19 protein-coding genes are annotated in these 24,963 nt (G+C 46.5%); 10 read left to right on the top strand and 9 right to left on the bottom strand.

Annotation, left to right across the window (positions count from 1 at the left end; genetic code table 11):
* The first annotated feature begins 371 nt into the window (after window positions 1–371).
* The 3 genes from L5L97_RS20030 to L5L97_RS20020 are packed head-to-tail and all read left to right on the top strand — an operon-like array spanning window position 372 to window position 5,088.
* Window positions 372–3,269, top strand: coding sequence for a xanthine dehydrogenase family protein molybdopterin-binding subunit (locus tag L5L97_RS20030; protein WP_263183660.1), 2,898 nt, complete (start codon window positions 372–374; stop codon window positions 3,267–3,269).
* Window positions 3,266–3,799: a (2Fe-2S)-binding protein gene (locus L5L97_RS20025; RefSeq protein WP_006082848.1), complete on the top strand. Its 534-nt coding sequence runs from the start codon at window positions 3,266–3,268 to the stop codon at window positions 3,797–3,799. Before L5L97_RS20030 ends, L5L97_RS20025 begins: the two co-directional genes overlap by 4 nt.
* The gene (locus tag L5L97_RS20020) at window positions 3,799–5,088 is read left to right on the top strand and encodes a cytochrome c (protein ID WP_263183658.1); all 1,290 of its coding nucleotides are present in this window, start codon (window positions 3,799–3,801) and stop codon (window positions 5,086–5,088) included. Before L5L97_RS20025 ends, L5L97_RS20020 begins: the two co-directional genes overlap by 1 nt.
* 185 nt (window positions 5,089–5,273) lie before the next feature.
* On the opposite strand, the gene L5L97_RS20015 is transcribed toward L5L97_RS20020, so the two are convergent.
* The 3 genes from L5L97_RS20015 to L5L97_RS20005 all read right to left on the bottom strand — a co-directional run bounded on the left by L5L97_RS20015 (window position 5,274) and on the right by L5L97_RS20005 (window position 8,996).
* The gene (locus tag L5L97_RS20015; protein WP_263183655.1) at window positions 5,274–6,581 is read right to left on the bottom strand and encodes a PAS domain-containing methyl-accepting chemotaxis protein; all 1,308 of its coding nucleotides are present in this window, start codon (window positions 6,579–6,581) and stop codon (window positions 5,274–5,276) included.
* A gap of 616 nt (window positions 6,582–7,197) precedes the next feature.
* Window positions 7,198–8,160: a dienelactone hydrolase family protein gene (locus tag L5L97_RS20010; RefSeq protein ID WP_263183653.1), complete on the bottom strand. Its 963-nt coding sequence runs from the start codon at window positions 8,158–8,160 to the stop codon at window positions 7,198–7,200.
* Between the two features lie 89 nt (window positions 8,161–8,249).
* Entirely contained in the window at window positions 8,250–8,996 is a 747-nt protein-coding gene (locus L5L97_RS20005) for a CPBP family intramembrane glutamic endopeptidase (protein WP_263183652.1), read from the bottom strand.
* A 216-nt stretch (window positions 8,997–9,212) separates the two neighbouring features.
* On the opposite strand from L5L97_RS20005, the gene L5L97_RS20000 reads away from it, so the two are divergent.
* Window positions 9,213–10,160 carry a LysR family transcriptional regulator gene (locus L5L97_RS20000; protein ID WP_263183650.1) on the top strand — a complete coding sequence of 316 codons (948 nt, stop codon included), beginning with the start codon at window positions 9,213–9,215 and terminating at the stop codon, window positions 10,158–10,160.
* Here L5L97_RS20000 and L5L97_RS23000 read toward each other — a convergent pair.
* Window positions 10,140–10,232 (bottom strand): pentapeptide repeat-containing protein, encoded by a 93-nt coding sequence (locus L5L97_RS23000; RefSeq protein WP_219254016.1) that lies wholly within the window; start codon window positions 10,230–10,232, stop codon window positions 10,140–10,142. The two genes, L5L97_RS20000 and L5L97_RS23000, sit on opposite strands and share 21 nt — an antisense overlap.
* 252 nt (window positions 10,233–10,484) lie before the next feature.
* Here L5L97_RS23000 and L5L97_RS19995 point away from each other — a divergent pair, with 252 nt between their 5' ends.
* The 5 genes from L5L97_RS19995 to L5L97_RS19975 all read left to right on the top strand — a co-directional run bounded on the left by L5L97_RS19995 (window position 10,485) and on the right by L5L97_RS19975 (window position 19,661).
* Window positions 10,485–11,693: a NupC/NupG family nucleoside CNT transporter gene (locus tag L5L97_RS19995; protein ID WP_105251603.1), complete on the top strand. Its 1,209-nt coding sequence runs from the start codon at window positions 10,485–10,487 to the stop codon at window positions 11,691–11,693.
* A gap of 217 nt (window positions 11,694–11,910) precedes the next feature.
* Complete coding sequence (locus L5L97_RS19990) at window positions 11,911–14,208, top strand: hypothetical protein (RefSeq protein WP_263183647.1); 2,298 nt, start codon at window positions 11,911–11,913, stop codon at window positions 14,206–14,208.
* Between the two features lie 9 nt (window positions 14,209–14,217).
* Window positions 14,218–15,948: a toxin-antitoxin system YwqK family antitoxin gene (locus L5L97_RS19985; protein WP_263183644.1), complete on the top strand. Its 1,731-nt coding sequence runs from the start codon at window positions 14,218–14,220 to the stop codon at window positions 15,946–15,948.
* A 159-nt stretch (window positions 15,949–16,107) separates the two neighbouring features.
* Window positions 16,108–18,420: a toxin-antitoxin system YwqK family antitoxin gene (locus L5L97_RS19980; RefSeq protein WP_263183642.1), complete on the top strand. Its 2,313-nt coding sequence runs from the start codon at window positions 16,108–16,110 to the stop codon at window positions 18,418–18,420.
* 143 nt (window positions 18,421–18,563) lie between these two features.
* Window positions 18,564–19,661 (top strand): calcium:proton antiporter, encoded by a 1,098-nt coding sequence (locus L5L97_RS19975; RefSeq protein WP_025008445.1) that lies wholly within the window; start codon window positions 18,564–18,566, stop codon window positions 19,659–19,661.
* Between the two features lie 29 nt (window positions 19,662–19,690).
* On the opposite strand, the gene L5L97_RS19970 is transcribed toward L5L97_RS19975, so the two are convergent.
* The 5 genes from L5L97_RS19970 to L5L97_RS19950 form a co-directional block, all read right to left on the bottom strand.
* The gene (locus L5L97_RS19970; RefSeq protein ID WP_263183640.1) at window positions 19,691–20,596 is read right to left on the bottom strand and encodes a hypothetical protein; all 906 of its coding nucleotides are present in this window, start codon (window positions 20,594–20,596) and stop codon (window positions 19,691–19,693) included.
* Window positions 20,597–20,760: 164 nt separating this feature from the next.
* The gene (pbpG, locus tag L5L97_RS19965; protein ID WP_105251600.1) at window positions 20,761–21,729 is read right to left on the bottom strand and encodes a D-alanyl-D-alanine endopeptidase; all 969 of its coding nucleotides are present in this window, start codon (window positions 21,727–21,729) and stop codon (window positions 20,761–20,763) included.
* Window positions 21,730–22,125: 396 nt separating this feature from the next.
* Entirely contained in the window at window positions 22,126–22,617 is a 492-nt protein-coding gene (locus L5L97_RS19960) for a GNAT family N-acetyltransferase (protein WP_198571830.1), read from the bottom strand.
* A gap of 175 nt (window positions 22,618–22,792) precedes the next feature.
* Window positions 22,793–23,512 (bottom strand): LrgB family protein, encoded by a 720-nt coding sequence (locus L5L97_RS19955; protein ID WP_263183685.1) that lies wholly within the window; start codon window positions 23,510–23,512, stop codon window positions 22,793–22,795.
* 2 nt (window positions 23,513–23,514) lie between these two features.
* On the bottom strand, window positions 23,515–23,949 hold the full coding sequence (locus L5L97_RS19950; RefSeq protein ID WP_028761649.1) for a CidA/LrgA family protein: 435 nt from the start codon (window positions 23,947–23,949) through the stop codon (window positions 23,515–23,517).
* Window positions 23,950–24,071: 122 nt separating this feature from the next.
* On the opposite strand from L5L97_RS19950, the gene L5L97_RS19945 reads away from it, so the two are divergent.
* Window positions 24,072–24,962, top strand: a complete 891-nt coding sequence (locus L5L97_RS19945) for a LysR family transcriptional regulator (RefSeq protein WP_219251114.1) — start codon at window positions 24,072–24,074, stop codon at window positions 24,960–24,962.
* Window position 24,963 lies beyond the last annotated feature (1 nt).

Genomic DNA, 24,963 nt, shown 5'->3' with positions numbered 1-24,963 from the left:
TTACATGCGACCTAATTTTGGCGCGCAAATAAGCCCCAATTGAGCGCATTGCCCAAGTGGCTCTGAGCAAAGGGCACTGAACAAAATTCAGCCATAACGTAACTGAGTTGAATCACAGTACGAACATCACTGTAGAAGCCTGATAACACGGGTTTTACACTCTGATTTAGCTTGGTCAAAACTGCAACGATTAACCGCCTAAATTTGCATTTTCGGCCCTACATGCTAACGTGGCTAATGTAAATTTACATTCAGTGTTTATCAAAGCTATGTCGCAACAATCAATAAAAAGTCGATCGACAACACGCTTATATCGGGCGATACCATGCAGCGCGGCTGATATTACACGGAAGCACAACTGAGGTTGAGATATGGAACCATCTAATACGTCACGCCGGACCTTTATCAAGCAATGTGTGATTGGCGGGGTTGCCGTATATTCGGCCCCTTTGTTGTGGGAAATGAGTCGCGCTAATGCGGCGATTGCCTCACCTGAACTGGCAGCCCAATGGCAAACTCAGGTTAATGGTCAATCCAAACCTAAGTTTCGTAACGACGGCATAGCTAAGGTCACAGGCCAAAAGGTCTATGGCCGTGATTACCGTGCTATGGACATGGAGGGCTGGCCCAAGCAGCAAGGTTACGCTTTTATACTTCGCGCCGCCGATGCCTCCCATGTTTATCAAGGCTTTTCCCTCGACCACCTGCCCGCGTCGGCTAAGCCCTATAAAGTGATCACTGCGGCCGATCTGGCCCGTGATAAAATTAAGCTGCCCGATTTTTACGGTGACAACATGTTACTGGCCGAGGGGCAAACCGCCGACTACTTAGGTCATGCGGTGGCGATATTGTTGTTCGACAGTTTCCCCGCCTTTAAGCAAGCTAAGTCTTTGCTGCAATTTGACCAGACCTTACTGCGCTTTGGTGAGCAAACGCCGTTTGTGTCGGACTCGAAAGACCCGTACGCCAGCTGGCGCCTTATTCGAGTTGAAGGTGAAAATGGCGCACGGGAAGATTTATATAGCCCACTCCACGATGGGCTGTTTTTCCCCAGCGTAAAAGATCGCAAGCCTGAATGGTTAGGTAATCCGAATGCCAAAGGGACAGTGTCTGAGCGCGGGCTTTATTATGCGGGTGAGATAGATAAGCAGATTGCTAGCGCCCAAGCCAATCAACAATGGCAAGTGTTAGAGCGGGAATATCGCACCCAGATCATCGATCCTATGATGATGGAACCCGAAGCCTTTAACGGCTGGTATGACGCAACTAGCCAAACCTTTCATACGGTTATTACCTCGCAGTCGCCGCAGGACTTTCAAGAGATGGCAGTGCACATGCTGTTATCTAGCCCACTGGCAGGCAAGGTAAAACATCTTGTGGTGCACTCGCCTTATATCGGCGGTGGATTTGGCGCGAAAGACCATTCGATATTTCCTTATTACGGCGTGATCGCGGCTGTTTATGCCAAGGGGCCAATCCGACTCGCCAATGACAGATTCGAACAATTCCAATCTGGCCTTAAACGTCATCCGTTCATCATGAAAAGCCGCTTAGCGGTGGATAAATCGACCTTAAAAATCCAAGCCTTAACTTCACAGATGACAGTCGATGGCGGCGGACGAGTCAACTTTACCCCGTCTGTGACCTCGGTTGGTGCGACAGCGATGCAAAGCATTTACTACACGCCGCGCAACGATATTATCGCCACCGCCTATGCGTCGCGTAATCCAGATGCGGGTTCGATGCGCGGTTATGGCACGCTGCAATCGATGACGGCGATGGAATGTATGATCCACGAGATAGCCGACGAGCTAAAGGTTGATCCCTTTAAACTGCGCGCCGCCAACGTGATGGAATCCGGCCAGCGCAATACTCAAGGTGCGATTCCTAACGGTACTTTACGTTACCGCGAAATGCTCGAGATGGCCGAGCAAGCTCCCGTGTGGCAAAACCGCGCGGTGAATAAAAAGGACTATGAGGCCAAACATCCGGGGATGCGTTACGGCGTCGGTTTTGGTATCGCCACCAAAGATTATGGTACGGGCGCAGCGGCGCCAAGTGCGGCGGTTCGCCTAGCTAAAGACGGTAAAATCACCCTAGAAATCGGCTTTATCGAAATGGGCACAGGCACGCAAACCTCCCAAGCCGTTGTGGTCAGCGATGCCCTTGGCAACTTTGCCGATGAAGTAAAACTCGCCGAAGTGGATATTTGGGATGCAATGCAATTAGTGCAAACCGATAATCCTTATATTATTTCGCAGCAACGCCAAGATGAAATGGCGGCTAATCCACGCTGGACGCCCGTTAAAGCCATGGCATCGTCGGCATCTATGTCGGCCTATTATCAAAGCCATGTCAGCCGCATCGCCGCCGATATTATCTATCGTCACGGCCTGTGGCCTGCGGCGGTATCAATTTGGAACGAGTTGTATTTTAACACTCCGATGGGCTCGACTAATTTGCATAACTCACGGGATGGTCGCTGGGTCGATGGCAAGCTAACTGCCTTGGGCTTTCCGCCATTGTCGCTGGATATTCTCGCTAAACGCGCCCACGACATGGGTTTAGTGGTCGGCGTGATGGGCCATGCCTTTAATCGCTGGGCTTGGGCTGAAGCCGATTTCGACATTCTTGGCACTAAAGAGCGTTTAGCACTCGATGCGCTAGCGCTGCAATACGGCGAAGGCAATGCGACGTTTGCGGCCACCTCCGACACGACTATGAGTATCAAAGCGCGCCAAGCCAGCATGAAGTCTAACGGCTATCACTTGATCGATCGTCAAGCCATGAGTTATCCCAGAGCCGAACTGAACAATGCCATGGTGACTTACTACGCCCCCTGCGCCACTTTGGTTGAAGTGGCCGTAAACGAAGGCAATGGCGAAGTCACGCTGCTGAGTTCTCATACTTGGTTAGAAGCGGGCAAAGTGATTGTTAAAGAGTTGGTCGAAGGGCAAATTCAAGGTGGCCTTGCGATGGGGATTGGCCATGCACTGCATGAAGGCTTACCGCCATTTGAAGCCGGCGCTGGCAATGGTACGTGGAACCTCAATCGCTATCAGGTGCCGTTAGCGCGGCATGTGGGCGTGTGGGATCAACGTCATACCATATTGCCACAGTTATCTGATAACGATCCCAGCCGTGGTATCGCCGAAGTGGTGATGATCCCTGTGGTCGCGGCGCTGATTGAAGCCGTGTATCAAGCAACCCATGTCCGCTTTTACGATTTACCTATGACAGCGAAAAAAATTAAGGAGGCCATGGCATGAGCCAGTCTATTAAACTGACCATTAATAACCAAGCCGTAGGCCCGATTGAAGTCGCCGATGGTGTGATGATGATTGAGTTTCTACATGAATACTTAAACCTCACAGGCACTAAGTTTGGTTGTGGCGCAGGCGTATGCCACGCCTGTACAGTGATCGTCGACGACGAGCAAGGCATGAGCGAAGTGGTGCGTACCTGCATCAATGGCGTCGAGCGTTTTAATGGTAAACGCGTCCGCACTGTTGAAGGTCATGCTAGACAAAACTCCCTTGGCGAAATCACCGCCCTGAGCCCAGTGCAAGAAGCTTTTTTGGAGCACTTCTCGTTTCAATGTGGCTGGTGTACCTCGGGCTTTGTCAACGAATCGACCGCACTGCTTGAGCGATTAGAGCGACAACCTATCGCTAAAGATCAAGTTGAAAAAGTCGTTGAAGATGCCTTGAGTGAACACGTATGCCGCTGTACTGGCTATGTAAAATACTATGCGGCGGTCAAAGATCTGATCCTCAAAACTAAGGGGCTAACCCTGTGATGACATCAGCCAATCTGCGCCATTTACCGCGCCATTTCTCGTATCTTAACAGGATAAAAAATCTGTTGAGTCACAATCTACTCCTGAGTTTAGGGCTAGGTTTGCTCGCCTGTTCCAGCAGCGTTGCCGATGAAGGCGGCAATACGAATAACGACATCGCACGCGGCGCGTATCTGATGAAGATAGGCGATTGCGTGGCATGCCATACTGCGGTGGGCGGGCGTGAACTCACGGGCGGTTTGCCGTTCGAAACCCCCTTTGGCGCTGTGTACTCGACCAATATCACCTCAGACAAAGAAACCGGGATTGGCAAATACAGTTACGAAGAGTTTTTTGACGCCATGCACCACGGTGTTGGCGTCAACGGCAACCTCTATCCTGCTATGCCTTACACTTCCTACAGTTTGCTCACGGACGCAGACACTCAGGCGATTTATGCCTATTTGATGAGTACTAAACCCATCAAACAAGCCAATCGCGACAATGATGTTTACTTTCCGTTTAATCTACGTTTTGGCTTAAAAGCCTGGAACTTAGTCGCCCACGATGCTAAGGAATTTACCCCGAGCAAGGAAAAAAGCGAACATTGGAACCGCGGCAATTACTTAGTCAATGCCCTAGGGCATTGCGGTGAATGCCACACCCCAAGAGACACGCTGTTTGCCATGGAGCAGGACAAGCACTTTGAGGGCGCGATTATCGAAGGGCTTGAAGCATCGGACATTCGCCCCGCTGAGCTTAACAGGCAAAACTGGACCCATGAGGATCTTAAGTCGCTGTTTACCGAAGGCTACTCCCGTAAAGGCACCGTCTTTGGCGGCATGTATCCCGTGGTGTATCACAGCTTTAGCCACTTGACCGATGATGATATGCGCGCGGTGAGCAGTTATCTGCTCGATACCGACGATGATCTTAAACCGGATCCGCTCACCTTTAACGGCCATAAACCTGAACTGCCAGGCTATACGCTCTACAAAGGTTACTGCGCCGGTTGCCATGGTCAAAATGGTGAAGGTCGTCCTAATGTCGCCCCTGCGATGGCAGGTAACGCCACCTTAGATAAAGCGAGTCCTCATAATATCGTCGCCGTGATACTAAAAGGCATTAAGAGCCAGCATTACAACGCCACCACCAGCTTTTATGCTATGCCGGGATATGCTGATGAGTTAAGCGACGAGCAGATTAAAGACTTAGCCAATTACCTAAGACTCACCTGGAGCACACAAGCTGGTAATCTCGATGTGAAGACCATCCAAAGCTTAAAAGAAGTGATCCTCGAGCACGACTAACCCACATAGATATGTGGGAGATTTAAGATAAAAGCCGCATAAGTATGTGGGAGATTTAAGATAAAAGCCGACTCTAGCGTCGGCTTTTGCTTAAATGCATATAAATATCGGTACGAGTTAGCTATCTGTTTGATCTATCGGTCTAAATCAGCTATTTGTGTGAATCGGCGAGCTAAAGAAGCATGTTATGGCTTCATGGTGTCGACCATTTCGACAAATCGTGCTACCCCTTGGGTGATCTCACTTAAGCCCCTCGATACCTCACTAATACTCTCTTGCCCATGCAGAGCAATCCCCGAAACTGAGCCTAGAACGTCGCCCATCTGATTGATAAGAATGTGGTTGGTTTCGACGACGCGCGCGATTTCAGTGGTCGCAACTGAGGTGTTATTCGCTAATTTACGCACTTCATCGGCCACCACAGAAAATCCTCGTCCCGCATCGCCTGCACGCGCGGCTTCAATCGCCGCATTCAATGCCAATAAGTTGGTTTGGTCGGCAATGGAGCGAATCGTCACGACTATGTCGGTAATATTCTTTGACTGCGCTTTAAGTTCCTCACCCGTCTGAGTGGCACTATTCACCTTAGCGGCAATATCACAGGATGTTTGCACGGCATCATTTAAAATTTGCACCGCGTTACTGGTCACTTGGCTGGTTTGCTCTGAAGTCACGGCCGCCTGATCCACGGCATTAAGCGCCGCAGTGACGCGCTCTGTAATATCCGAGGCGAATTTAATCACTTTATAGACAGCGCCATTTTCATCAAAAATGGGATTATAGGTCGCCTCTAACCACACGACCTGTCCATGACCGTTAATGCGCTTAAAGCGCCCAGATAAATGCTTGCCTTGGGATAATGAAGCCCAAAAATGAGGATTATCGCGATAATAAGCCGCTTCACAAAATTGTTTGTGATGTTTCCCGACTATCTCATGCTCGCTATAGCCCATAGTGTCGAGAAAATTCTGATTCGCCGAAAGCACTATGCCAGTGGGCGTAAATTCAATCACTGCCAATGACTTATCGAGAGCGGTCAACACAGCATTTTTATTCTTAAGGGCGTCTTGCATCAAGGTAATGTCGTTGGCAATTTTCAGCACTTTAGTGACTTTACCGCTGCCATCAACAATCGGGAAATAGCTCGCCTCTATGTAGATGGGTTGTTTATCTTGTTTGAAGCGTAAGAAAGTACCGCGGATAGATTTACCTGCGGCGAGATCGCGCCAGAACTGCTGATACTCAGATGATAGGGTATAACTCTTATCGCAGAAAATACGGTGATGTTTACCCAGAATATCAGCCAATGTATAACCCACAGCCGACAAAAACAGATCGTTAGCGTCCAAAATAATGCCATCGGCACTAAAACTAATGTAGGCAGTATTGGCCTTAACCGCATTTAACTCGTCTTCAATTGATGTTAAATACTTAAAGTGATCAGCATCGACCATTTTGATATCACTATTTCTCTTTTTGCTCGTAAACAACATATTAATAATCCTTATTAGGAAAGCTGTCCTTGTCTGTGTGACGCAGCTAAGCGGTTACAAGAAGCAAGAAAAGATTAAGTGTCATCAATAACGACATGCCAGTTACAACGAAGCAATAGCAGTTATGGAAACGAGGGAAAACAACGTACGACGTACTGCAGGTGCAAGACATTGAAACCCATGTAGTTCACTGCTAACTAATATATAAGATAGTTCGCAATAATAAACATATCCACAACAAAATGATTACCATTAAAATACATCAAAAGTGACTCAATAGGGTCTGTGCTTTGAGTGATTTGGGTTGAATACAGGGATGTTGAATACTGAGATATTGAATAAAAATCGAGCTTTAGCTTGTTCGGTAAAGTGCGAACATTACTCTGCGAGCAGAATGTAGGATGGGGTCATCAAGAGTAGGACTCAGTGACAATGGCGAATACTGTTTTAGTAAGTGCAATAACGCCAATACGTTCAATGGGTCGATAACTTGTAGAGCAGCTAAGCTGCTGACAAAAACATATTATCGATAGCCAATAGCGCGAACTATTGGCTATCACGCTTAACCTGTCGCTTATCTATACAGTGCTAATCGCGCGGCTCTCAACTCTAAGTGCTAACCACGCAGTCGAGTATCAAAGAAGGCTAAGCTGCGCGCCCATGCGAGCTCGGCGGTGGCTTTATCGTATCGTCCTGTTGAGTCGTTATGGAAACCGTGATTCACATTCGGGTAAAGATAGGCGACATAATCGGCTTTATTGGTTTTCAGTTGGATTTCGTACTCGGCCCAAGTGTCGTTCACCCGCTGATCGAGCCCAGCAAACTGCAACATTAGCGGCCCTTTCACGCGGCTACGCAGCTCTGCAGCGGCAGGCGTGCCATAGAAAGGTACGCCAGCATTAAGCTCATCGGGAATGGTCGCGGCGAGCATATTGACTATATAGCCGCCAAAACAGAAACCTACGGCACCGAGTTTGCCATTGCTCTGGGGATGGGCTTTTAAAAACTGCGCGGCGGCAATAAAGTCTTGCTCGATTTTGGCTCTGTCTAAACTGCTTTGCATGGCGCGGCCCGCATCATCATTACCCGGATAACCACCGAGGGAATACAGCGCATCGGGGGCGAAGGCGATATAACCCAGCGCGGCTAAGCGGCGAGCCACATCTTCGATATAGGGATTAAGGCCACGATTCTCATGCACCACTAACACCACAGCGGCTTTTTTACTGAGATCTAAGGTTTTCGGCTCTCCTGCGGCACTGCCCGCGAGCAATAACTCATCGGGCATGACTAAGTAGCCGCGCCCTTCACCGTAACCATTTGGCGAGGGAAACTTAACATAGCTGGCTTGAATACTCGGGTCGTTAAAGGAGACTTGCTCGGCGAGGGCATAGTTCGGCAAGAGTGCGCCCGTGAGCGTTGTCATGGTGAAACCTAGCGCCACCAGTCCTGCGAGCCGCGTCATAAACTCACGGCGATCGATAATGCCGTGGGCATATTCGTCATACCAGTCAAAGGCTTCCTGCGGTATCGGTTGCGACGGCTCCACCTCCATTGTCACTATATCTTGCTGTGTCATTAACTTATCCTCCATTTACCAAGCTAGCAAAGAGTGCGAAATACTCAGACCCAAATGGCCTATCAGCACCAATTCATTGTGCATTTACATTAGACAAACTGACCCGCTAAGTTCACTAGATTATGAGCAATAATGGGAAACACTAGGCTGCCCGTTCGCTCTCTTAACCAGAGTAAAATAAAACCATAGAAACCTGTAATCAGAATTGAAATAAACGAGAACTGCCACTCACCGCCGCTATACATAAGTCCATGTACTAGGCCAAATAAGATAACCAACAACAAACCTGCAGTATTGAGTTTTGCACCAAAGAGATTAAAGCGCTGAGAAACCACAGCAAACGAAATACAGTATAGCAATATCCCTCGAAACATTGGCTCTTCATCAAACCCTGGCATTAACGCCTGATACAAGAGTTTCTCGGTATCATAGTTAGGCCCATTACCTAAGGAATATGAGAGTATCAACTGCAAGCCTATAAATAAAATAATAACAATAACAGCAGGTTTAACGGAGCCTAGGTTTTGTTTCCAAGTAAAACCCGCATCAGCTAACTCAAATCCCTTAACAAAAGTCTTAAGTAAAAATAAGCTGACGATCCACAAAAGTATAGAAGCAACCTTACCGCCCCAATTCCAATTTAAGTCAGGGATTAACTTATCAAGGGGAATAATATTCCCGCCCTTTAATACGGTAATAAAATAAGCAGTAAAGAGGAAAAATGATAAAGCCATCCAACCGATATTAACGTTAACCTTACCAAGACGTTCGAAGAAAAATACGATTAATACGATAATACCGACATTACCAAGTAATGATAAAAATAGATCCAACATGCTCACTCCTCATTTTTATTATTTATATACAACTATCTAGGAGAGTGAGGCACTTGTATTCATGCTAAAGCGACTCCTTTCGCCAAATAATGCAGCTGTTGCTATTTTGTTAACTTACATCAGTAAATGCAAGCAGTTATCAACAAATGGCACAAACGGCTGTCGGTTAGGGCAAGGCTAGCTTAAAATAGCGATTTAAATTCTAGAGGGCCTAGCGTGATACAACATAGAGCTAGCCAGATGGTGATATTCCACACTCTGGTGACCAGTGGTAGTTTTACCCAAGCGGCGGCCAAGTTAAAAACCTCGACTTCCTATGTCAGCAAGCAGCTTGGCGCACTGGAAGCCGAGCTGAACTTGCTGTTAGTCCAGCGCACTACTCGCACCTTAGTGCTAACCGATGCGGGCCAACAGTTTGCCCATTACTGTGAGCAAGTGTTTGAAGCGACGCAAAATGCCGATGCGATTATGCTAGATGCCCGCGATGACATTAGCGGTACGATTCGCCTCGGTTCCTCCCAATCCTTTGGCACCTTACACATCATCCCCGCACTGGAAGTGTTGCAGCAAAAATACCCCGAATTACGATTTGAGCTAAGCCTGTTCGACCATAAAGCCGACATGCTAGAAGAAGGCCTAGATCTGTGGATCACTAACCATGAACAGCTGAACGAAGGTTATATCGCCCAGCACCTCGCCGAGACTAACTTTGTGGTGGTCGCCTCTCCCGATTATTTACTCAAGCATGGCGTGCCACACCATCCACAGGCGTTAGCGCAACATAATTGCGTTATCTATCAAAGCAAGAGCCGTAATTATGATCGCTGGAGTTTTGCTAAGGATGACCTAGAACAAACCGTGCATGTGGCGGGAAATTACCGTGTCGACTTAGCCGAAGCCGTGCGTAATGCGGTGATTGCCGGGCGCGGCATAGGCTATGTGGCCACGTATTTACTCAGTGATGAGTTTCAAAGCAGAAAACTGATCCAACTCTTACCCGATTGGAAACCACTACAACAGATGCCCGTCTATGTGGTTTACCCAAGGCGGCGCCATTTACCGACTAAGTACAAGGTGATAATCGAGTGTTTAAAGTCCCATATCGGCCACCCGCCCTACTGGGATAAAAAGCTCAAACCTTGGTTAGGTAAGACAGTCACTTAAACTGCAACCACTTAAACTGCAGCCACTTAAGCTACTGTCATTTAAGCAACAGTCACTTAAGCTGCATTTCAAACCAGCACTGACTACGACACCAGCCTAAAGTCGTCTGTGGCGTGATTTCGATTATTGCCACAGGCACAAATATTATTTCCTCTGGGCAACAGTAGCTAAAATAGCTTTTATTCTCCTGCATAAACAGCAACTTAAACTGTTGCTATTTTCGACTATTTTATCGTAACAGCCCAGTAACGCCCTCGACTTGCCCTTACTGCGACTCGGCCTACAATGCGCGGCTTCTTCCTTAACTCAAAAGAATAACCCCTTATGACCGCGATATTAGGCATGATTAGTATCTTGTTTTTTGCTTGGTTACTGTCAGTGAACCGCAAGAATATTCCCTACCGCACTGTGATTTTAGCCCTAGGCTTACAAATTATATTTGCCCTGTTAGTGCTCTACGTCCCTGCGGGTAAGGCCGTATTACAGTCTGTTACGGCGGGCGTGTCGAGCGTGATAGCCTATGGCAACGAAGGGATTGGCTTCCTGTTTGGGGATCTCGCCACGGGTAAAGTCGGCTTCGTATTTGCAATCAATGTGTTAGGTATCATCATCTTTTTCTCGGCACTGATTTCAGCCTTATACCATATTGGGTTAATGCCTAAGGTGATCAACATTATTGGTGGTGGTCTGCAGCGTTTACTGGGCACGGGCCGCGCCGAGTCTTTATCTGCCACGGCAAACATCTTCGTCGGCATGATTGAAGCGCCGCTGGTGATCAAACCCTATTTAAAGCACATGAGCGATTCGCAATTCTTCGCGGTCATGAGCTGTGGTTTAGCCTCAGTCGCGGGCGGTACCTTAGTCGGATATGCCGCTTTAGGTGTCGATCTCAACTATTTGATCGCCGCGGCCTTTATGTCCGCACCCGCGGGTCTGTTGATGGCAAAAATCCTCATGCCGCCTAGCGACAATGACAAAAATAGTGCCGATGAAATCACCTCAGTCGAACTGCCACGCGCCACCAATGTGGTTGAAGCCTTAGCCGATGGCGCTATGTCTGGCATGCGGATTTCTGTCGGGATTGGTGCCACTCTACTGGCCTTTGTCAGTGTTATCGCCCTACTGAATGGCATGTTAGGCGCTGTGGGTGAATGGTTCGGTTACCAATTAAGCTTCGAATTTTTACTCGGTTATCTGTTCGCCCCTATGGCGTGGCTGCTGGGTATTCCTTGGCATGAGGCCATTACTGCAGGCTCACTCATTGGCCAAAAAATCGTGGTGAATGAATTTGTAGCCTTCATCCAGTTAATGAAAGTCGAAGACCAACTGAGCGCCCATTCTCAGGCCGTTGTGACTTTCGCCCTGTGTGGTTTCGCTAATATTTCCACTATGGCAATTTTGATCGGTGGACTAGGTAGCATGGTGCCAGAACGCCGCGAATTTATCGCCCGTAATGGTTTTCGCGCCATTGCCGCGGGTGTATTTGCCAACCTGATGAGTGCAGCAATTGCCAGCGTGATCCTCTCGCTGTAATCCATCAGCTTGGGCTTTTTTAGGCACTCATCTCACCATTGAGTTAACCACTAAGTTAGCCACTCTCGCGCAGCAAAACCGCGATCAACACAAACCCAAATCAAGCAAGCTTGGTTTGGGTTTTCTTTTATGCCTCAGATATTTTTTGTGTATAATGTCGCCAGAAAAAGATTAATGAGTTTACATTTCAATAACATGCGTAGCCAAAGGAGTACGAATGGCCATAGTGAAATACAAGGCAGTTAACGCCGCAATCACACTGACAATGGCAGGTATAACACTCTTGTTAACCGCCTGCGATAACTCAACGTCACCCTCCAATTCAGTTAATACCAACATACCCACAGAGCGTGAATATCAGATTATCTCCACCATAAACCTCAATGATGGCTTTGAAACCCGCAAAGTGCTGCAGGCACGACTGCTGCTGGATTACCAATTACAGAATGCAGAGGGTAAGGCGACCAGCTTAACAACGCCGTTAACCCATAACGCCCGTTTTTTTATCCAACCTAATATGCTGCAAATTAGCGATTATGGCATGCCGATTCCGGTGAGTAATATCGACCCTAAAGGTAACTCTAATGAAATCTTTCAGTTGGTTAAAGATGGCTTTAATGTGGAATTTAACAATGGTGAGGTCCGCCAACTGACTCCCATTGCCAAGATGGATCAAAAAGATATCAAGGAATTATTTGACCACTGGGTGAATCTTAATAGCTTGTTTAAACAAGCTCCAACCTTGCCTGTAGCACTTGAGCCTAGGGTCGGTTATAGCATCAGCGCCCCCATGGATGCACGCCTAACTTGGACGGTTGAGCAAGTGACCGAAGATAAGTTATTTGCAGTAGTACAAGGTGAGAAAGACAACTTTAAGGCCTATGGAAAGTTCGAGCTTAACCGCAAAACCGGCTGGTTAGAGAGCATGGCGTTTTTTCAACAGGAAGAGAGCAAAGGCATTACCCTCACCCGCCGCATCGCCATGGCGCCCAAGGATAGCCCTTATATCATGAACATGCTTTGGCATGCCGACGCTAACTACGATGCTGAACGTGATGTAGATGATCTGCAAAAAGAGCTCTACCCGATTAGTGATGTTCCGCGGGAATATAAAGCCCATGATAAGGACTTTATAAAATCCTTATTAGCTGATCAGCAAGGTATTCTTGATAATATTGGCCCATGGGGCGCTGACGCGCCAGAAGTGCTGCAATTGCGCTTTGTGCATAATATGAGCCCGCGATATGTGGTTGCTAATGTGAATTATGAAGACTTAGCCGCCTTTGATGCCAGCGGAAATCCGATAGACATTCACTTCTGGCAGCACAGCAGAGGTGTGGCGATGAATTTCAACCGCTCGATTGAGTCTTCGGTGGATCTTATCGCCACAGGCTGGGACAACACCGCCAATAAACTCAAACAGATAGACCATATCACCGCCAAGCTGACCCTTATCCCCGAAGGCAATAAGATAGTCGAAAAGTCGTGGGATGAACTGGTCGCGAATCCTTACGCCTTCGGCGATGCGAGCCTCACCATTCAGGTGCTCGACGCCGAGGCAAAGCTATTTAAAGTCGTAACAAAGCAGAGTAACACTCAAAACATTAACCTTCCTTTTCAGCAATTTAAAGGAAAGATGGCCGAAGCCCGTCACGATGGTGATTATCCCCAATGGTTAACAGTGACGGATAAGGAACTACTGGGGGAATTAATCGGTGTCGATGATCCTCATCACCTTAGCACCCGCGCCCTGTTACTTAAGCTAGATGAAATCCCTAAAACCGTTGTAATCGTAGAGAACCAGCCACAGCCGGAGTTAAGCCAAACCAAGAACATCCGCTTTGTGACCTTTACCGACTACAACCAAAATCTGGCCAATCCCCTAAGCGAGTTTGGCGATTCGAGCCTCAATAACTTCCTCTATCAAGATCTTGAACCATCAAACGCTGAAATCAGTGCGATCCAAGGGATAAAACCTGAGACTGAAAATGGCCATAATCTGTATATTCCTATGTCAGCCGCATTAGCGAGTGCCTGTAAACCTGAAATAGAACAAGGTTTTAAAGAGGGGAAACACGAAGTCACTTGGCAGTTTGAGCATAATGCCCCAAACGGACCAGCCTATACCCTGATGACGCCCGACCGCGAGCGGCAGTTTTTCTACGATAAACACATCCAAGGAAAAATCCATTGCCAAGGTGATATCAGTTGGCAACCCTTAGAGCAGGCAGCTAACCCACGTCCTTGGTTAATCGATTTACAAGCTTGGCTAACAAAAACCGGTTATGGTGACGAGCCGAGTAAAGATCTTAAGAACTACTTTAAAGTCGAGGATGCCCAAGGCAAATCCCTAACGATTCGACTGCCCGAAACCACCGAACTGCGGATTAAAGAGGCGCTGGTCGATGGCCGCTATTTGAGTGTGGAGGGCCCTGCAGCGAAGGTGAGTTATATGACTCTCTCTCAAAACCCCGTCGACATCCCCTATGAATTCACCTTTAAGCCTTTGCCATAAGGAGCAGTTATGCGTCTATTTATATTAAAACTGCTCCTTGGAGCATTCGTACTTATCAGCACCCATGCCAATGCACAAAAGGTGTTACTCGATGCCCATTGGAAGGTTGTCAAAGATGAAAAACAGGCTCAATACTATCTAAAACAATCGACCGAAGTGATCGACGGCCATTATAAGGCTGAGGTTTATTACAAAAACAAAGATATGCTTTTCTGCGCCAGTGCCCTCGCCGATAACAAAATTGGCAAAACCCTCACAAGCGAACAATTCCGCGGAGCTTATCAATGCTACTTTGAGGATGGCAAGCCCTACGAACAAGGCTTTCGCAACGAGCAAGGTCAACTTCATGGCCTGCTCAAAAAATATATCGCCACGGGTCAATTGTATGTTGAATCGCACTATGAAAATGGCGTTAAACAAGGCCTTGAAACGGGTTACTGGGAAGGTGGGAAGATCCGGTACAAAACGACCTATAAAGATGGCAAAGAGGTCGGTATAAGCGAGCTTTTTGATAGCGAGGGCAAGCTTAGGGGCAAAGTCTGTAATAGTGGTACTTGTGTTACCCAGTACTATGACAATGGCAACTTACACGTCGAAATCCCTATGGTGGATGGGCTTACACATGGCGACGAGACCAATTGGGGCTTTGGTAAAATCATTTCGACCCAAGCTTATGTCAAAGGTAAGAAACACGGGGATTACTTCGAATATTTCGACGATGGCAAGGTAAAGCGCCACTACCGCTACCACAATGATTATAAAGTCGGTGAACAACTGGATTACTTTAAAAATGGCCAGATAGCCCAAAAGGAAATCATAGAGGCGCCATGGAATGTGAAGTTAGCGGTTAAATACAATGAAAAGGGCGAAATGCTCAGTTCAATCGAAGAAAAACACCAAGACAACAACTGGGTTTACCGTAAGCATCAACGCTTTAATGACGGTCAACTTACCTCTAACATAGAAGAAGACAAGCTTAAAAAATGGGTCCTCAGCGAAACATTTGAGCAAGGTGAGTTAATCAGCCGCAGCGAGCATATCGATAACCAATTGACAGGTTTATATCTGCAAACCTTAAACCGAACTCAAACCTTAAAAGTCATTACCCGGGAATATTTTAAAGAGGGCAAGCGCGAAGGCCCCTACGAAATGCTGAAAATTAACCATGAGACAGGGGAACAGTGGGTGGCCGAGCGCGGCCAATATGCCAACGACAAGCCCGTTGGCGCTTGGAAGAAACAACAAGAAGATGCCACCCTCACCTTTAGCTATGATGCCCAAGGCGAGCTCGATGGTGAATTCCGTAATGAGACAAGTTCAGGGCAACTGCTTGAATTAATAAATTTTAACCATGGCAACCCCGATGGATTAGTGCAACGTTACGCCACGAACGGCCAATTGTATGAAAAGGGCGAGTACCGCAATGGTCAACAGGATGGCGATTGGGTGTACACCCATGCCGAGTTCGGTTTTAACCCAAGGCCAAATCCTGAGAGACACTATTGGTACGGACGCTTCGACCAAGGTAAACAAGTCGGCCACTGGGAACTGCGTAATACCGAAGACTATGTGCTTGAAATAGCGAATTATGACGAGCAGGGCAGGCTTCATGGTAAACAATACGAATTTAGGGATAATGGCTGGATAGAAGTGATCAATAGCTTCCATCATGGCGAGTTTTTAAATCGGGAAATACCGCCGCCGGTGATTACCTCGGACCATGTTTTCCCTATTTTTTAGCCTAAGCATATTCGCTTAATCGATTAACTTAACCCTTGGCGCTGTGCACTGTATATAAGTGCACAGCCCGATAAATAAACTCAACAGCAAAAAATTAGGATTCTTGTATAGGCTGCAAACCGCGCGGCCTTAAGACCCCGAACAGAGCAAGGAATCAGCATGTTCAATACGCCATTTCGCTTTATCAGCCTCGCGATTGCGGGAGCCAGCTTAACCAGTGTCCATGTACAAGCAGCGCAAAATCTCTCCTCCATGATGGTCGAAATCCGCCAACAGGACGGAATTCCCAGCTATTACAATCTCGCCACTGGCATGCCCTTAAATGGCGATATCGCCATAGTGCGCGATAACCAAGGCTATACCTTAGGGCAGTTTTCCGAGGGGATCCCTAATGGTAAATGGCAAGTATTTCATACCAATAACAGCAAGCTAGTCGAAGGAAACTATCAGCAGGGTTATCAAGATGGCACTTGGCATATGTTCGATTTGAGCGGCGCCGTTACTGAGGAACAGCAATTTGCCAAAGGCGTGCCCACGGGCGAATGGAAGGAATACAACAGCAGCGGCCATCTCAGCCAAACGACGCGCTATAAAGACGGTAAAAAGGAGCAAGTAAAACGTTTCTATGCCAGTGGCAAACTGCAAGCCCAAGAAAGTTACCTCGATAACCTGCGCCACGGGAAATGGGAAAGTTTCTATGAAAACGGTACCTTGTCCCAAAGCCAGAGCTATGCGAACAACCAACTCTCAGGTTCTTATTTAGAACAAAATCCCAATGGACAAGCCACAGTGACGGGCCGCTTCGATGCAGAAGGCCGTCGCCAAGGAGCATGGGAAACCTTTTTCGATGACGGGACTAAATCAAGCAACAGCCAGTTTAATCTCAATCTGCTCGAGGGTGAAGAACGGACATTTTACCCCAATGGTGAACTCGCCAGCCGCTGCCAATATAGCGCTGGGCAACGCCAAGGGAAATGCCAGCAATTTAATGATGCAGGTAAATTACAAGTTGAAGAACAGTATGTTAATGGTGCATTAGACGGGCCACAGCAATATTTTAATGCCGAGGGCATTCTCACCAGTGCTCTCAACTATAAACAGGATCAACTCGCCGGTACGCAAAAATATTTCCACAACAACGGCCAACTTAAAGAATTACGTAACTACCAAGACTCAAAGCAGGCTGACAATGGCCAATATCCGCTTCATGGACCATCGGAGCGTTATGACACCGAAGGTAATTTGCTCGAAAAAAGCCACTACGATATGGGAATTAAGGATGGCCAATTTGAGCGCTATCACGCTGGCAAGCTGCAATCCTCCGAGCAATGGCGACAAGGGCAGCGTCACGGTGAATCACGCCGTTACCACAACAATGGCAAACTGCGGACGCTAGATCAATACGTTGAAGGTAAACCAACAGGAAAATCAGAAACCTATTTTGACGACGGCACAGTGAGTGAGCGCGGCGAACGTATCGATGGCCAATGGGTCGGAAAATATGAGTCATTTTACGATAACGGTAAACCTCGGGAAGTATCTCACTACGCACGGGATAAAAAAGACAACGCCAGTCGTTACCCTCTTGATGGCCATTTCGCCCGCTGGTATGCCAATGGTGATCCTAATGAAGAAGGCACATATCAAAACGGCAATAAAGAAGGCCTATGGATACAGTACAGCGAAGGCCTGAAACAACGGGAGCAAACCCTCGCCAATGGCAAACTTAATGGTAACTATGCAGAGTATTACCACGGACGCCGCCGTGTGACAGGGGAGTATCTGGACGACCAAAAAACCGGTCTATGGACGGATTATCGCTACGAAGAAAAAGACCCTACCTATGGCACAATCCCCGAGGGGAATATCCAGCAAAAAAGCCATTGGCAGAAAAACAAGCGCCACGGAATTAGGGAGTTTTACAGCGTTAAGCAAGTAGTTTACCGCTCAGAAACCTATGATAAAAATGACAAAACAGGCCCGTATGCCGAGTACTATCCCAACAATGGCCAGCTAAAACTCAGCGGGGCTATGGATAAAGGTAATCAAACTGGACTGTGGGAAAGCTGGTTTGAGGACGGGATGCAAGCTGCTAGCACTGAGTTTTTAGATGGTCAAAGCCATGGCCAAACAAAAGAATATTACAGTAACGGCCAACTCAAATTAGAGGCAATTTATGCTAAGGGTTCGCTTGATGGTCAAGTTAAACAATATCACCAGAACGGTAAGCCAGAACTCGTTGAAACTTGGGTGAAAGGCCAAAAAGAAGGCGATGCCAGCTATTACCACAACAATGGCAAGTTAGCCGAACAAGGCACTTATCTTAGGGATCGCAGGGAAGGCCTATGGCAAAGTTTTTGGCCTAATGGTGAAAAACGCACTGAAGGCAGTTATCTCAGCGATCGAGAATCAGGTGATTGGAATCATTATGATCAACTCGGTAAGCTGATTAAAACAGAACACCATGGCTAGCTTAAAAATGGGGTTTTAGATTAAAAAGCGATCTAGTTCAAACATTTATCCTTAACTCCAAATCTAAAGGAAGTTTCATGCAAAGTGTGCCATAACCAGTGTCTATACTAACGGCCTTTTTTTTCGTTTAGGACAAATTGCCTATGAAGACATTTATGAAAGACGAGTTAGCCCTGCTACTGGGAATACTGACCTTAGTATTCTTTAAAACCGGTGGCGATAGCTTACTCGCCGATGGCACCGCCCTCTCGACCTATATTCCCGTTTCACTCGCCCTATTGGGTGTAGTGACTTGGGCTATTTTCTCTGTGGTACGCCACTCAGATGCACTAGCGATTAAGCTTGGCGATCCCTATGGCACCTTAATCTTAACTTTATCGGTCATTTCACTCGAAGTGGTGATGATCTCCTCCGTGATGCTGACCGGAGAACCTAACCCTGTCATGGCGCGCGACACTATGTTCGCCGTAGTCATGTTGATCATCAATGGCTTAGTGGGCTTTACATTATTACTTGGCGGCTGGCGTTACCATACCCAGCATTTCAATTTAGATGGCGTAAAATCCTATCTCGTGGCGATTATTCCCCTCGCCCTACTCTGTTTAGTACTGCCCAATTTTACCGAAGGTGGCACTATTGGCGGCATGTCTAAAGCCATGTCTTGGATGCTGATCATTATTTCGATTCTGCTCTATGGCGTCTTTTTAGTGGTACAAACGAAGAGCCACAGCCATTTCTTTGTCGATGCCGATCATGAAGACCATGAGGAACACCACGGCATACTACGCAGTAATGCTTACCATACCATTCTATTAATTGGCTACTTACTCGTGGTCATTTTGCTGGCAAAAACCTTAGCTATGCCCATCAATTACAGCGTAGCAACCCTAGGCGCTCCACAGGCATTAGGGGGCTTTATTGTGGCCTGCTTGATTTTATCTCCCGAAGCTGTGGGAGGCTTTAAGGCCGCGTTAAACAATCAATTACAGCGGGCGATGAATCTGTATTTTGGTTCAGTACTCGCGACGATTGCACTCACAGTCCCCGCGGTATTAATTATTGGCAGCGTGATAGATCAAGAAGTCCATTTAGGCCTGTCACCCGCCGACATGGTGCTGTTAATCACCAGTTTAATGGTCTGTAAGGTAAGCTTTAGCAGCGGTCGCACCAATGCACTGCACGGCGCGACTCATATAGTCTTGTTTATCGTTTACTTGTTCTTAATGTTCGAACATGCCTAAACTTTATTAAATCCAAGGCCGAGCGTGATTTATTTGCGTCTCGGCTTTACGCTTTTCTCATCCAGATTGACCCGCAGTAAGAGTACAAACCAAACTAAAGCGCCAACAACAAACCAGATAAAAATCCACACTAACTTATGGCCATTACGAGCCTCAAATGGTTCAAATTTGGGCATAAAAATCGTTTGATGTTCAGCTTGATAAAGCGGACTTTTTTGTGCGGCGCTGAGCAACTCTGAACGAAGTGAGGATGGGGCTAATCGTTCAAGGTAAACAAAACTCTGGGGGTCCAACTCATTGAACTCATTTAGGGATTTAGCCACAAATGCTTTGAATTGCGCTTCTTTCTCATTGGGTTCAAGTCGATTACTGATCTCCTGCTGATAAACTTTACCATACCAAGCGAGGGCCTTAGCATGCCAACTGTCTGCACGCTCTGCAAAAATCGGCATAGCGATATACAGCGCCATATTTAAGTGACTACTATGTTTACCTGTAACCTCTAGTCTTCGCTGCAAACCAATTTGCGTCTTATCAATATAAGATTGCTGCAACTGATAATACTGAGTATTTTTATGGAGATACAATTCTTGTATCGATGCTAATTGCGTTAACTTCCCCGTGGTCGTCTTGAGATATTCCTGCGCAACGATGCAAGGAACAGCCATTAATTGCACCGCGATCAATAAATAGAAAAAACGCGAATTATCTTTAACAAACTTGAGTCGTTTTAGCCTAGGCCGGATATAAATGATCGACAATACCCAAGACAGTATCTGCGGCAGCCACAAATTAACGATATCTTCATCTAGGCTAAAAAACTCAAGGTTAACCAACAACAGCCAATGGACAAAACTGTAACCAGAAACAAATAACAGGCTGAGAAATAAGAAGGGAAAATAGATAAGTTGAATTTTTTTTAAAAATACATCCACACGAATGTCATCCTTGAGAACATAAAATAACGACTATGGTACGCTCAAATCCATCATAAATTTACCAAAATTGAATAGAAACTCAAAGCGTTAAAACATAAAGGCCAGATTGATTGCTCATCTGGCCTTTATGTTTGTACTTTTATAAAGCTGCAACCGAGAAACTAGGTCTCACTCAACTTAGCTAATTGCTGCTGGCTACGTTGTTTCTTGTATTGCTTAGCTTCAGCAGGAATAGGAGTGACTTTGCCAGTCTCTAGCCAGTTACGTAAACGGTTAGCATCCGCAATATGAGTATATTTGCCGTAAGCATCGAGCACGACAAATGCCACTTGGCGTTTTGCCATTTCAGTACGCATCACAAGGCAGTGCCCTGCTGCATTCGTAAAGCCTGTTTTGGTTAGATGAATATCCCAGTTATCTTTATAAACCAAACGATTGGTATTACGAAAATCTAAACTGTATCTTGGGTTGGCAAAGGTAACCGTCTTCTTCTCGGTCGAACTCAGCTGGCCTAGCATAGGATACTTTTCACTGGCCTTGAGTAATACAATCAGATCACTGGCACTCGAAACGTTTTTATAGGATAAACCTGTAGGTTCAACATAGCGGGTATTTTTCATTCCCAGCGCTTTTGCTTTGGCATTCATCGCCTTAATAAAAGCTTTATGACCACCGGGATAATGATGTGCAAGACTTGCAGCTGCACGGTTTTCTGATGACATTAAGGTTAGCAATAACATTTCTTTACGGCTGATTTCACTGCCGATACGAACTCGAGAATAAACACCTTTCATTTCTTTGGTATCACGGATGTTTACCGCAAGCTTTTGCTCCATAGGTAACTTTGCATCCAGCACCACCATAGCTGTCATCAACTTAGTGACAGATGCAATTGACATTACTGCATTAGGATTATTGGAATAAAGCACTTCATTGGTTTTTAAGTCCACGACTATCGCACTACGTCCTGCAATTTCTTGCTTTAATGGTGCTTGCTTCGTTTTTGCTGTCGATTGAGTTTTGGTGCTTTTATATGCGACAGAGGCCGAATCGGCTGAATGCGCTGTCGTGGCAACGGTGAGACTGCTGCACGCAAGAATAAAACTACTGAGCAGAAAACGGATCTTCATATAGATTTCACTGAATAGATAAGGGATCGATTGTGCTATGGCACAGGTTTTGGCTAAGTATAGGAGTTCTACAGTGAAAGAAATAGAATGCAATTAGACTTTTATCAGTAAGATCAGCACTTTCTTCTCAATTTTTTTATATAAAACCAGCTTAACCTGTCACCAATCCAGAGCAATAAAGCATCTAGATCTAGGCTTTTCAATTACAGTAGAGACAAAATCTTAGAAAGAGGCTTTTTTCAGTAGAATAATTTGAAATGAAAATAATGGGCGACTTTTTGCACTTTTAACAAAAGTCCCTATACAACAGTGGTTTCAAGCATCTAAATACGTCATTTTAGGCGAATGAAAGCGTTAACATACGCCCTAAAATGTCGCGTTATAGCATCTTATCCGCTAGCGTAAGACAAATTCGAGTAAAGCTTCAGTATCTTCACACTCTTGTATCAGTTGGTCTGTCAGCACAAAGCCGTGTCTGAGCAGCACTCGCTGTGAAGCTAAATTATGTTTAGCCACATGGGCAAAGAGGGGTCTTAAACTGACTAAAGGCAAAAATTGCGCTAAGGTCTGTGTCGCGATACCTTTGCCCCAATATTCACGGTCAATCCAATACCCTATAAGCGCTTGTCCATCACTTTGCCAATGCCCAATATTGCCCACAAACTTGCCATCGACCACTATCGCCCTTGGTAATACATTCACTTGTCCAAGAATATTTTGATGCCAATGTTTAAAAAACGCTTCCCGATCCCGAGGAGGAAATTGAGCAAGCTGGTTAGCAATGGGATCGCTTTGATGCACAAAAATAGCTTCAAGATCACTTTCAATAATCGGGCGTAAACTCACGCTGTATTGCGTGTTTGGTTGTTTGTCTGACTTACTAGACATAGGTATCACCATTAATACTATGTATTTCAACTTGGTACAGCATGCCACATTTTATGAAGGTAAGCTCAAAAAAAAAGCGCATAACCGAGAAGGAGTTAGCGCTCGAAGAGGCAAATTTGCCGAAATTGAGGTGTGTAAATTCAAGCCATAAAACTCACACGATAGCATTCAAAGCCTAGATAAAAATCAATGCAAAAACGGGTGCGCCTAATACCATAGCGATACCAATAAAAATCATAGTCAAACTGGCGATAACGCCCTCTTGCTTGCCGATTTCATTGGCTTTTGCGGCGCCAGCACCATGGGCAGATGCCCCTAGAGCAACACCTTTACCTAACGAAGTACGAATACGCATAAATTTAAATAAGGGATCGCACACCAAGATGCCAATAACGCCTGTAATTAACACCATCATAGCCGTCAACTCAGGCACGCCGCCAAAGGCACTGGTCGCTTCCATCGCAAAGGGAGTCGACACCGAACGCACCAGCAAACTCTTAGACAATTCCAACGGTAAAGGCACAAACTTCACCAGCAGCCAAGAAGACATCATCCCCAAAAACAATCCCGCCGTCACACCTAAACCAATCGTCAGCGGATACTGGCGGATCAAGTTACGCTCACGATAAATCGGCAAAGCAAAGGCGATAGTCGCGGGCGCTAACATGGCCATCAACCAATGGGTGTACTCAAAATAGGTTGGCAGCGGGATCTTAAGATTAAACACCAATAAGGTAATCACTATTGGCGCTAACACTATGGGCGCTAACCACCAGACTCTATGGTACTTATAGAGACGCTTGGCACCGAAGTAACAGAATATGGTCAGCAATAAGCTGAATAAGGCTAATCCGGTCTGCGACAACACAAAATCCACCACTTTTGAGTCTGTCATCATTAAGCCGCCTTAGCGTGGCGACGGGCTTGCTTTTTGATGTTCAGTTGGCGCTCAAAACGAAACACTCTATCGACCACAAAGCCTGTACCAAACATCACACACACACTGCCCATCACTAAAGTGAACAATATATTGGTGCCGTATTGCTCAAACAAACCTTCGTACTTAATAACGGATATCACTGGTGGGATGAAAAACAGCAATAACTCACCAATCAACCAAGCGGCGCCCAGTTGCACTGCATTTTCAGGAATGAGTTTAAAACCTAATAAAAATAAGAGTATGCCTAAGCCAATCACACTCCCTGGAATAGGAGAATGTGCCCAAGTGGCGAACCAGTGACATGCGAAGGACAGTAAACAGAAGAGGCCGATTTGGCTTAATAACAAAGCCCAATGTCGACACTGACGTATTGCGGCTTGTGGGAATGACATGATTTTCTCGGTTAGAACAAAGTTTTCTATAGGGCTATTCTAGGCTTGCCTATTTGATAAAAAAAATGAATATTAAGAATGTAATGCATGAATTTTAAGAATACATTTAAAGGTGAACCTTAATGGACCTCAAAGTTATCCGCTATTTTATCGAAATCGTCGATGCTGGAGGCTTCGGTAAAGCCAGCGAAAAAGTCCATCTCACCCAACCTGCACTATCAAAGGCCGTACGCCAATTGGAAGAGGAGCTAGACCTCATCTTACTCGAACGCGGTAAACGCGGCACCCAAGTCAAACTCACGCCCGCGGGCGAAGTTGTTTATCGACATGGCAAAGAGTTACTCGCTGGCCGACAACGCATGCTCGCTGAACTCACGGCCCAACGCAGCTTAACCGCGGGCGAACTCAATCTCGGATTGGCTCCTCTAGGTAGTGCCGAAATTTTTGCCCCAATTATTGCCAAATATCGCCAGCAATATCCGCAGATAGAGATGCACTTACTCGTCCGTGGCGGTGTAGAGCAAACCGCGGCAATCCAAAAGGGCGAAATTGAACTGGCCACTGGGATTATTGATTTTGATGAGGGCTATGACGGCATACGCGTGTTTAGCGATCCTATGGTAGTGGTACTGCCTAAGGAAAATCCGTTATCCACCCGACAGATATTATCGTTTAGTGATCTTAGTGCCGACCCTCAGGTGATGTTCGAAACCGAATACACTCTCTATCAATTAGTGCTCAATGCCTGCCGACAGGCAGGATTTGTCCCTAAAAACATTACCCGCGTTAGCCAAGCCGATTTCGGTATTGCCTTAGTCGCCGCGGGCACAGGGGTTATGGTATTACCGCGCTCCATCGCGCGGCGCTACAGCGTACCCGGCGTCGTAAATATCCCGCTGGCGAGTGACGAGCTGCGCTGGGAGTTATCCCTCTTTTGGCGCAAAGACCAAGTCTTATCCTTCGCGGCTCAAGCCATGATCGCCTTAGTCGAGAAGCACTTAACCCATAAATAAC

The organism is Shewanella sp. SM71 (genome assembly GCF_025653905.1).
Classification (GTDB): domain Bacteria; phylum Pseudomonadota; class Gammaproteobacteria; order Enterobacterales; family Shewanellaceae; genus Shewanella; species Shewanella oncorhynchi.
This window is presented reverse-complemented; position numbering and strand designations above follow the sequence as displayed.

What these genes read in the sequence shown, in the direction of transcription:
- L5L97_RS20010 (WP_263183653.1), bottom strand. Translation starts at nt 8,160, where the DNA reads ATGACACAGCAAGATATAGTGACAATGGAGGTGGAGCCGTCGCAACCG.
- L5L97_RS19950 (WP_028761649.1), bottom strand. Translation starts at nt 23,949, where the DNA reads ATGTCATTCCCACAAGCCGCAATACGTCAGTGTCGACATTGGGCTTTG.
- L5L97_RS20020 (WP_263183658.1), top strand. Translation starts at nt 3,799, where the DNA reads ATGACATCAGCCAATCTGCGCCATTTACCGCGCCATTTCTCGTATCTT.
- L5L97_RS19995 (WP_105251603.1), top strand. Translation starts at nt 10,485, where the DNA reads ATGACCGCGATATTAGGCATGATTAGTATCTTGTTTTTTGCTTGGTTA.
- L5L97_RS19990 (WP_263183647.1), top strand. Translation starts at nt 11,911, where the DNA reads ATGGCCATAGTGAAATACAAGGCAGTTAACGCCGCAATCACACTGACA.
- L5L97_RS20030 (WP_263183660.1), top strand. Translation starts at nt 372, where the DNA reads ATGGAACCATCTAATACGTCACGCCGGACCTTTATCAAGCAATGTGTG.
- L5L97_RS19980 (WP_263183642.1), top strand. Translation starts at nt 16,108, where the DNA reads ATGTTCAATACGCCATTTCGCTTTATCAGCCTCGCGATTGCGGGAGCC.
- L5L97_RS20005 (WP_263183652.1), bottom strand. Translation starts at nt 8,996, where the DNA reads ATGTTGGATCTATTTTTATCATTACTTGGTAATGTCGGTATTATCGTA.
- pbpG (WP_105251600.1), bottom strand. Translation starts at nt 21,729, where the DNA reads ATGAAGATCCGTTTTCTGCTCAGTAGTTTTATTCTTGCGTGCAGCAGT.
- L5L97_RS19955 (WP_263183685.1), bottom strand. Translation starts at nt 23,512, where the DNA reads ATGACAGACTCAAAAGTGGTGGATTTTGTGTTGTCGCAGACCGGATTA.
- L5L97_RS19975 (WP_025008445.1), top strand. Translation starts at nt 18,564, where the DNA reads ATGAAGACATTTATGAAAGACGAGTTAGCCCTGCTACTGGGAATACTG.
- L5L97_RS20015 (WP_263183655.1), bottom strand. Translation starts at nt 6,581, where the DNA reads ATGTTGTTTACGAGCAAAAAGAGAAATAGTGATATCAAAATGGTCGAT.
- L5L97_RS19960 (WP_198571830.1), bottom strand. Translation starts at nt 22,617, where the DNA reads ATGTCTAGTAAGTCAGACAAACAACCAAACACGCAATACAGCGTGAGT.
- L5L97_RS19945 (WP_219251114.1), top strand. Translation starts at nt 24,072, where the DNA reads ATGGACCTCAAAGTTATCCGCTATTTTATCGAAATCGTCGATGCTGGA.
- L5L97_RS19985 (WP_263183644.1), top strand. Translation starts at nt 14,218, where the DNA reads ATGCGTCTATTTATATTAAAACTGCTCCTTGGAGCATTCGTACTTATC.
- L5L97_RS20025 (WP_006082848.1), top strand. Translation starts at nt 3,266, where the DNA reads ATGAGCCAGTCTATTAAACTGACCATTAATAACCAAGCCGTAGGCCCG.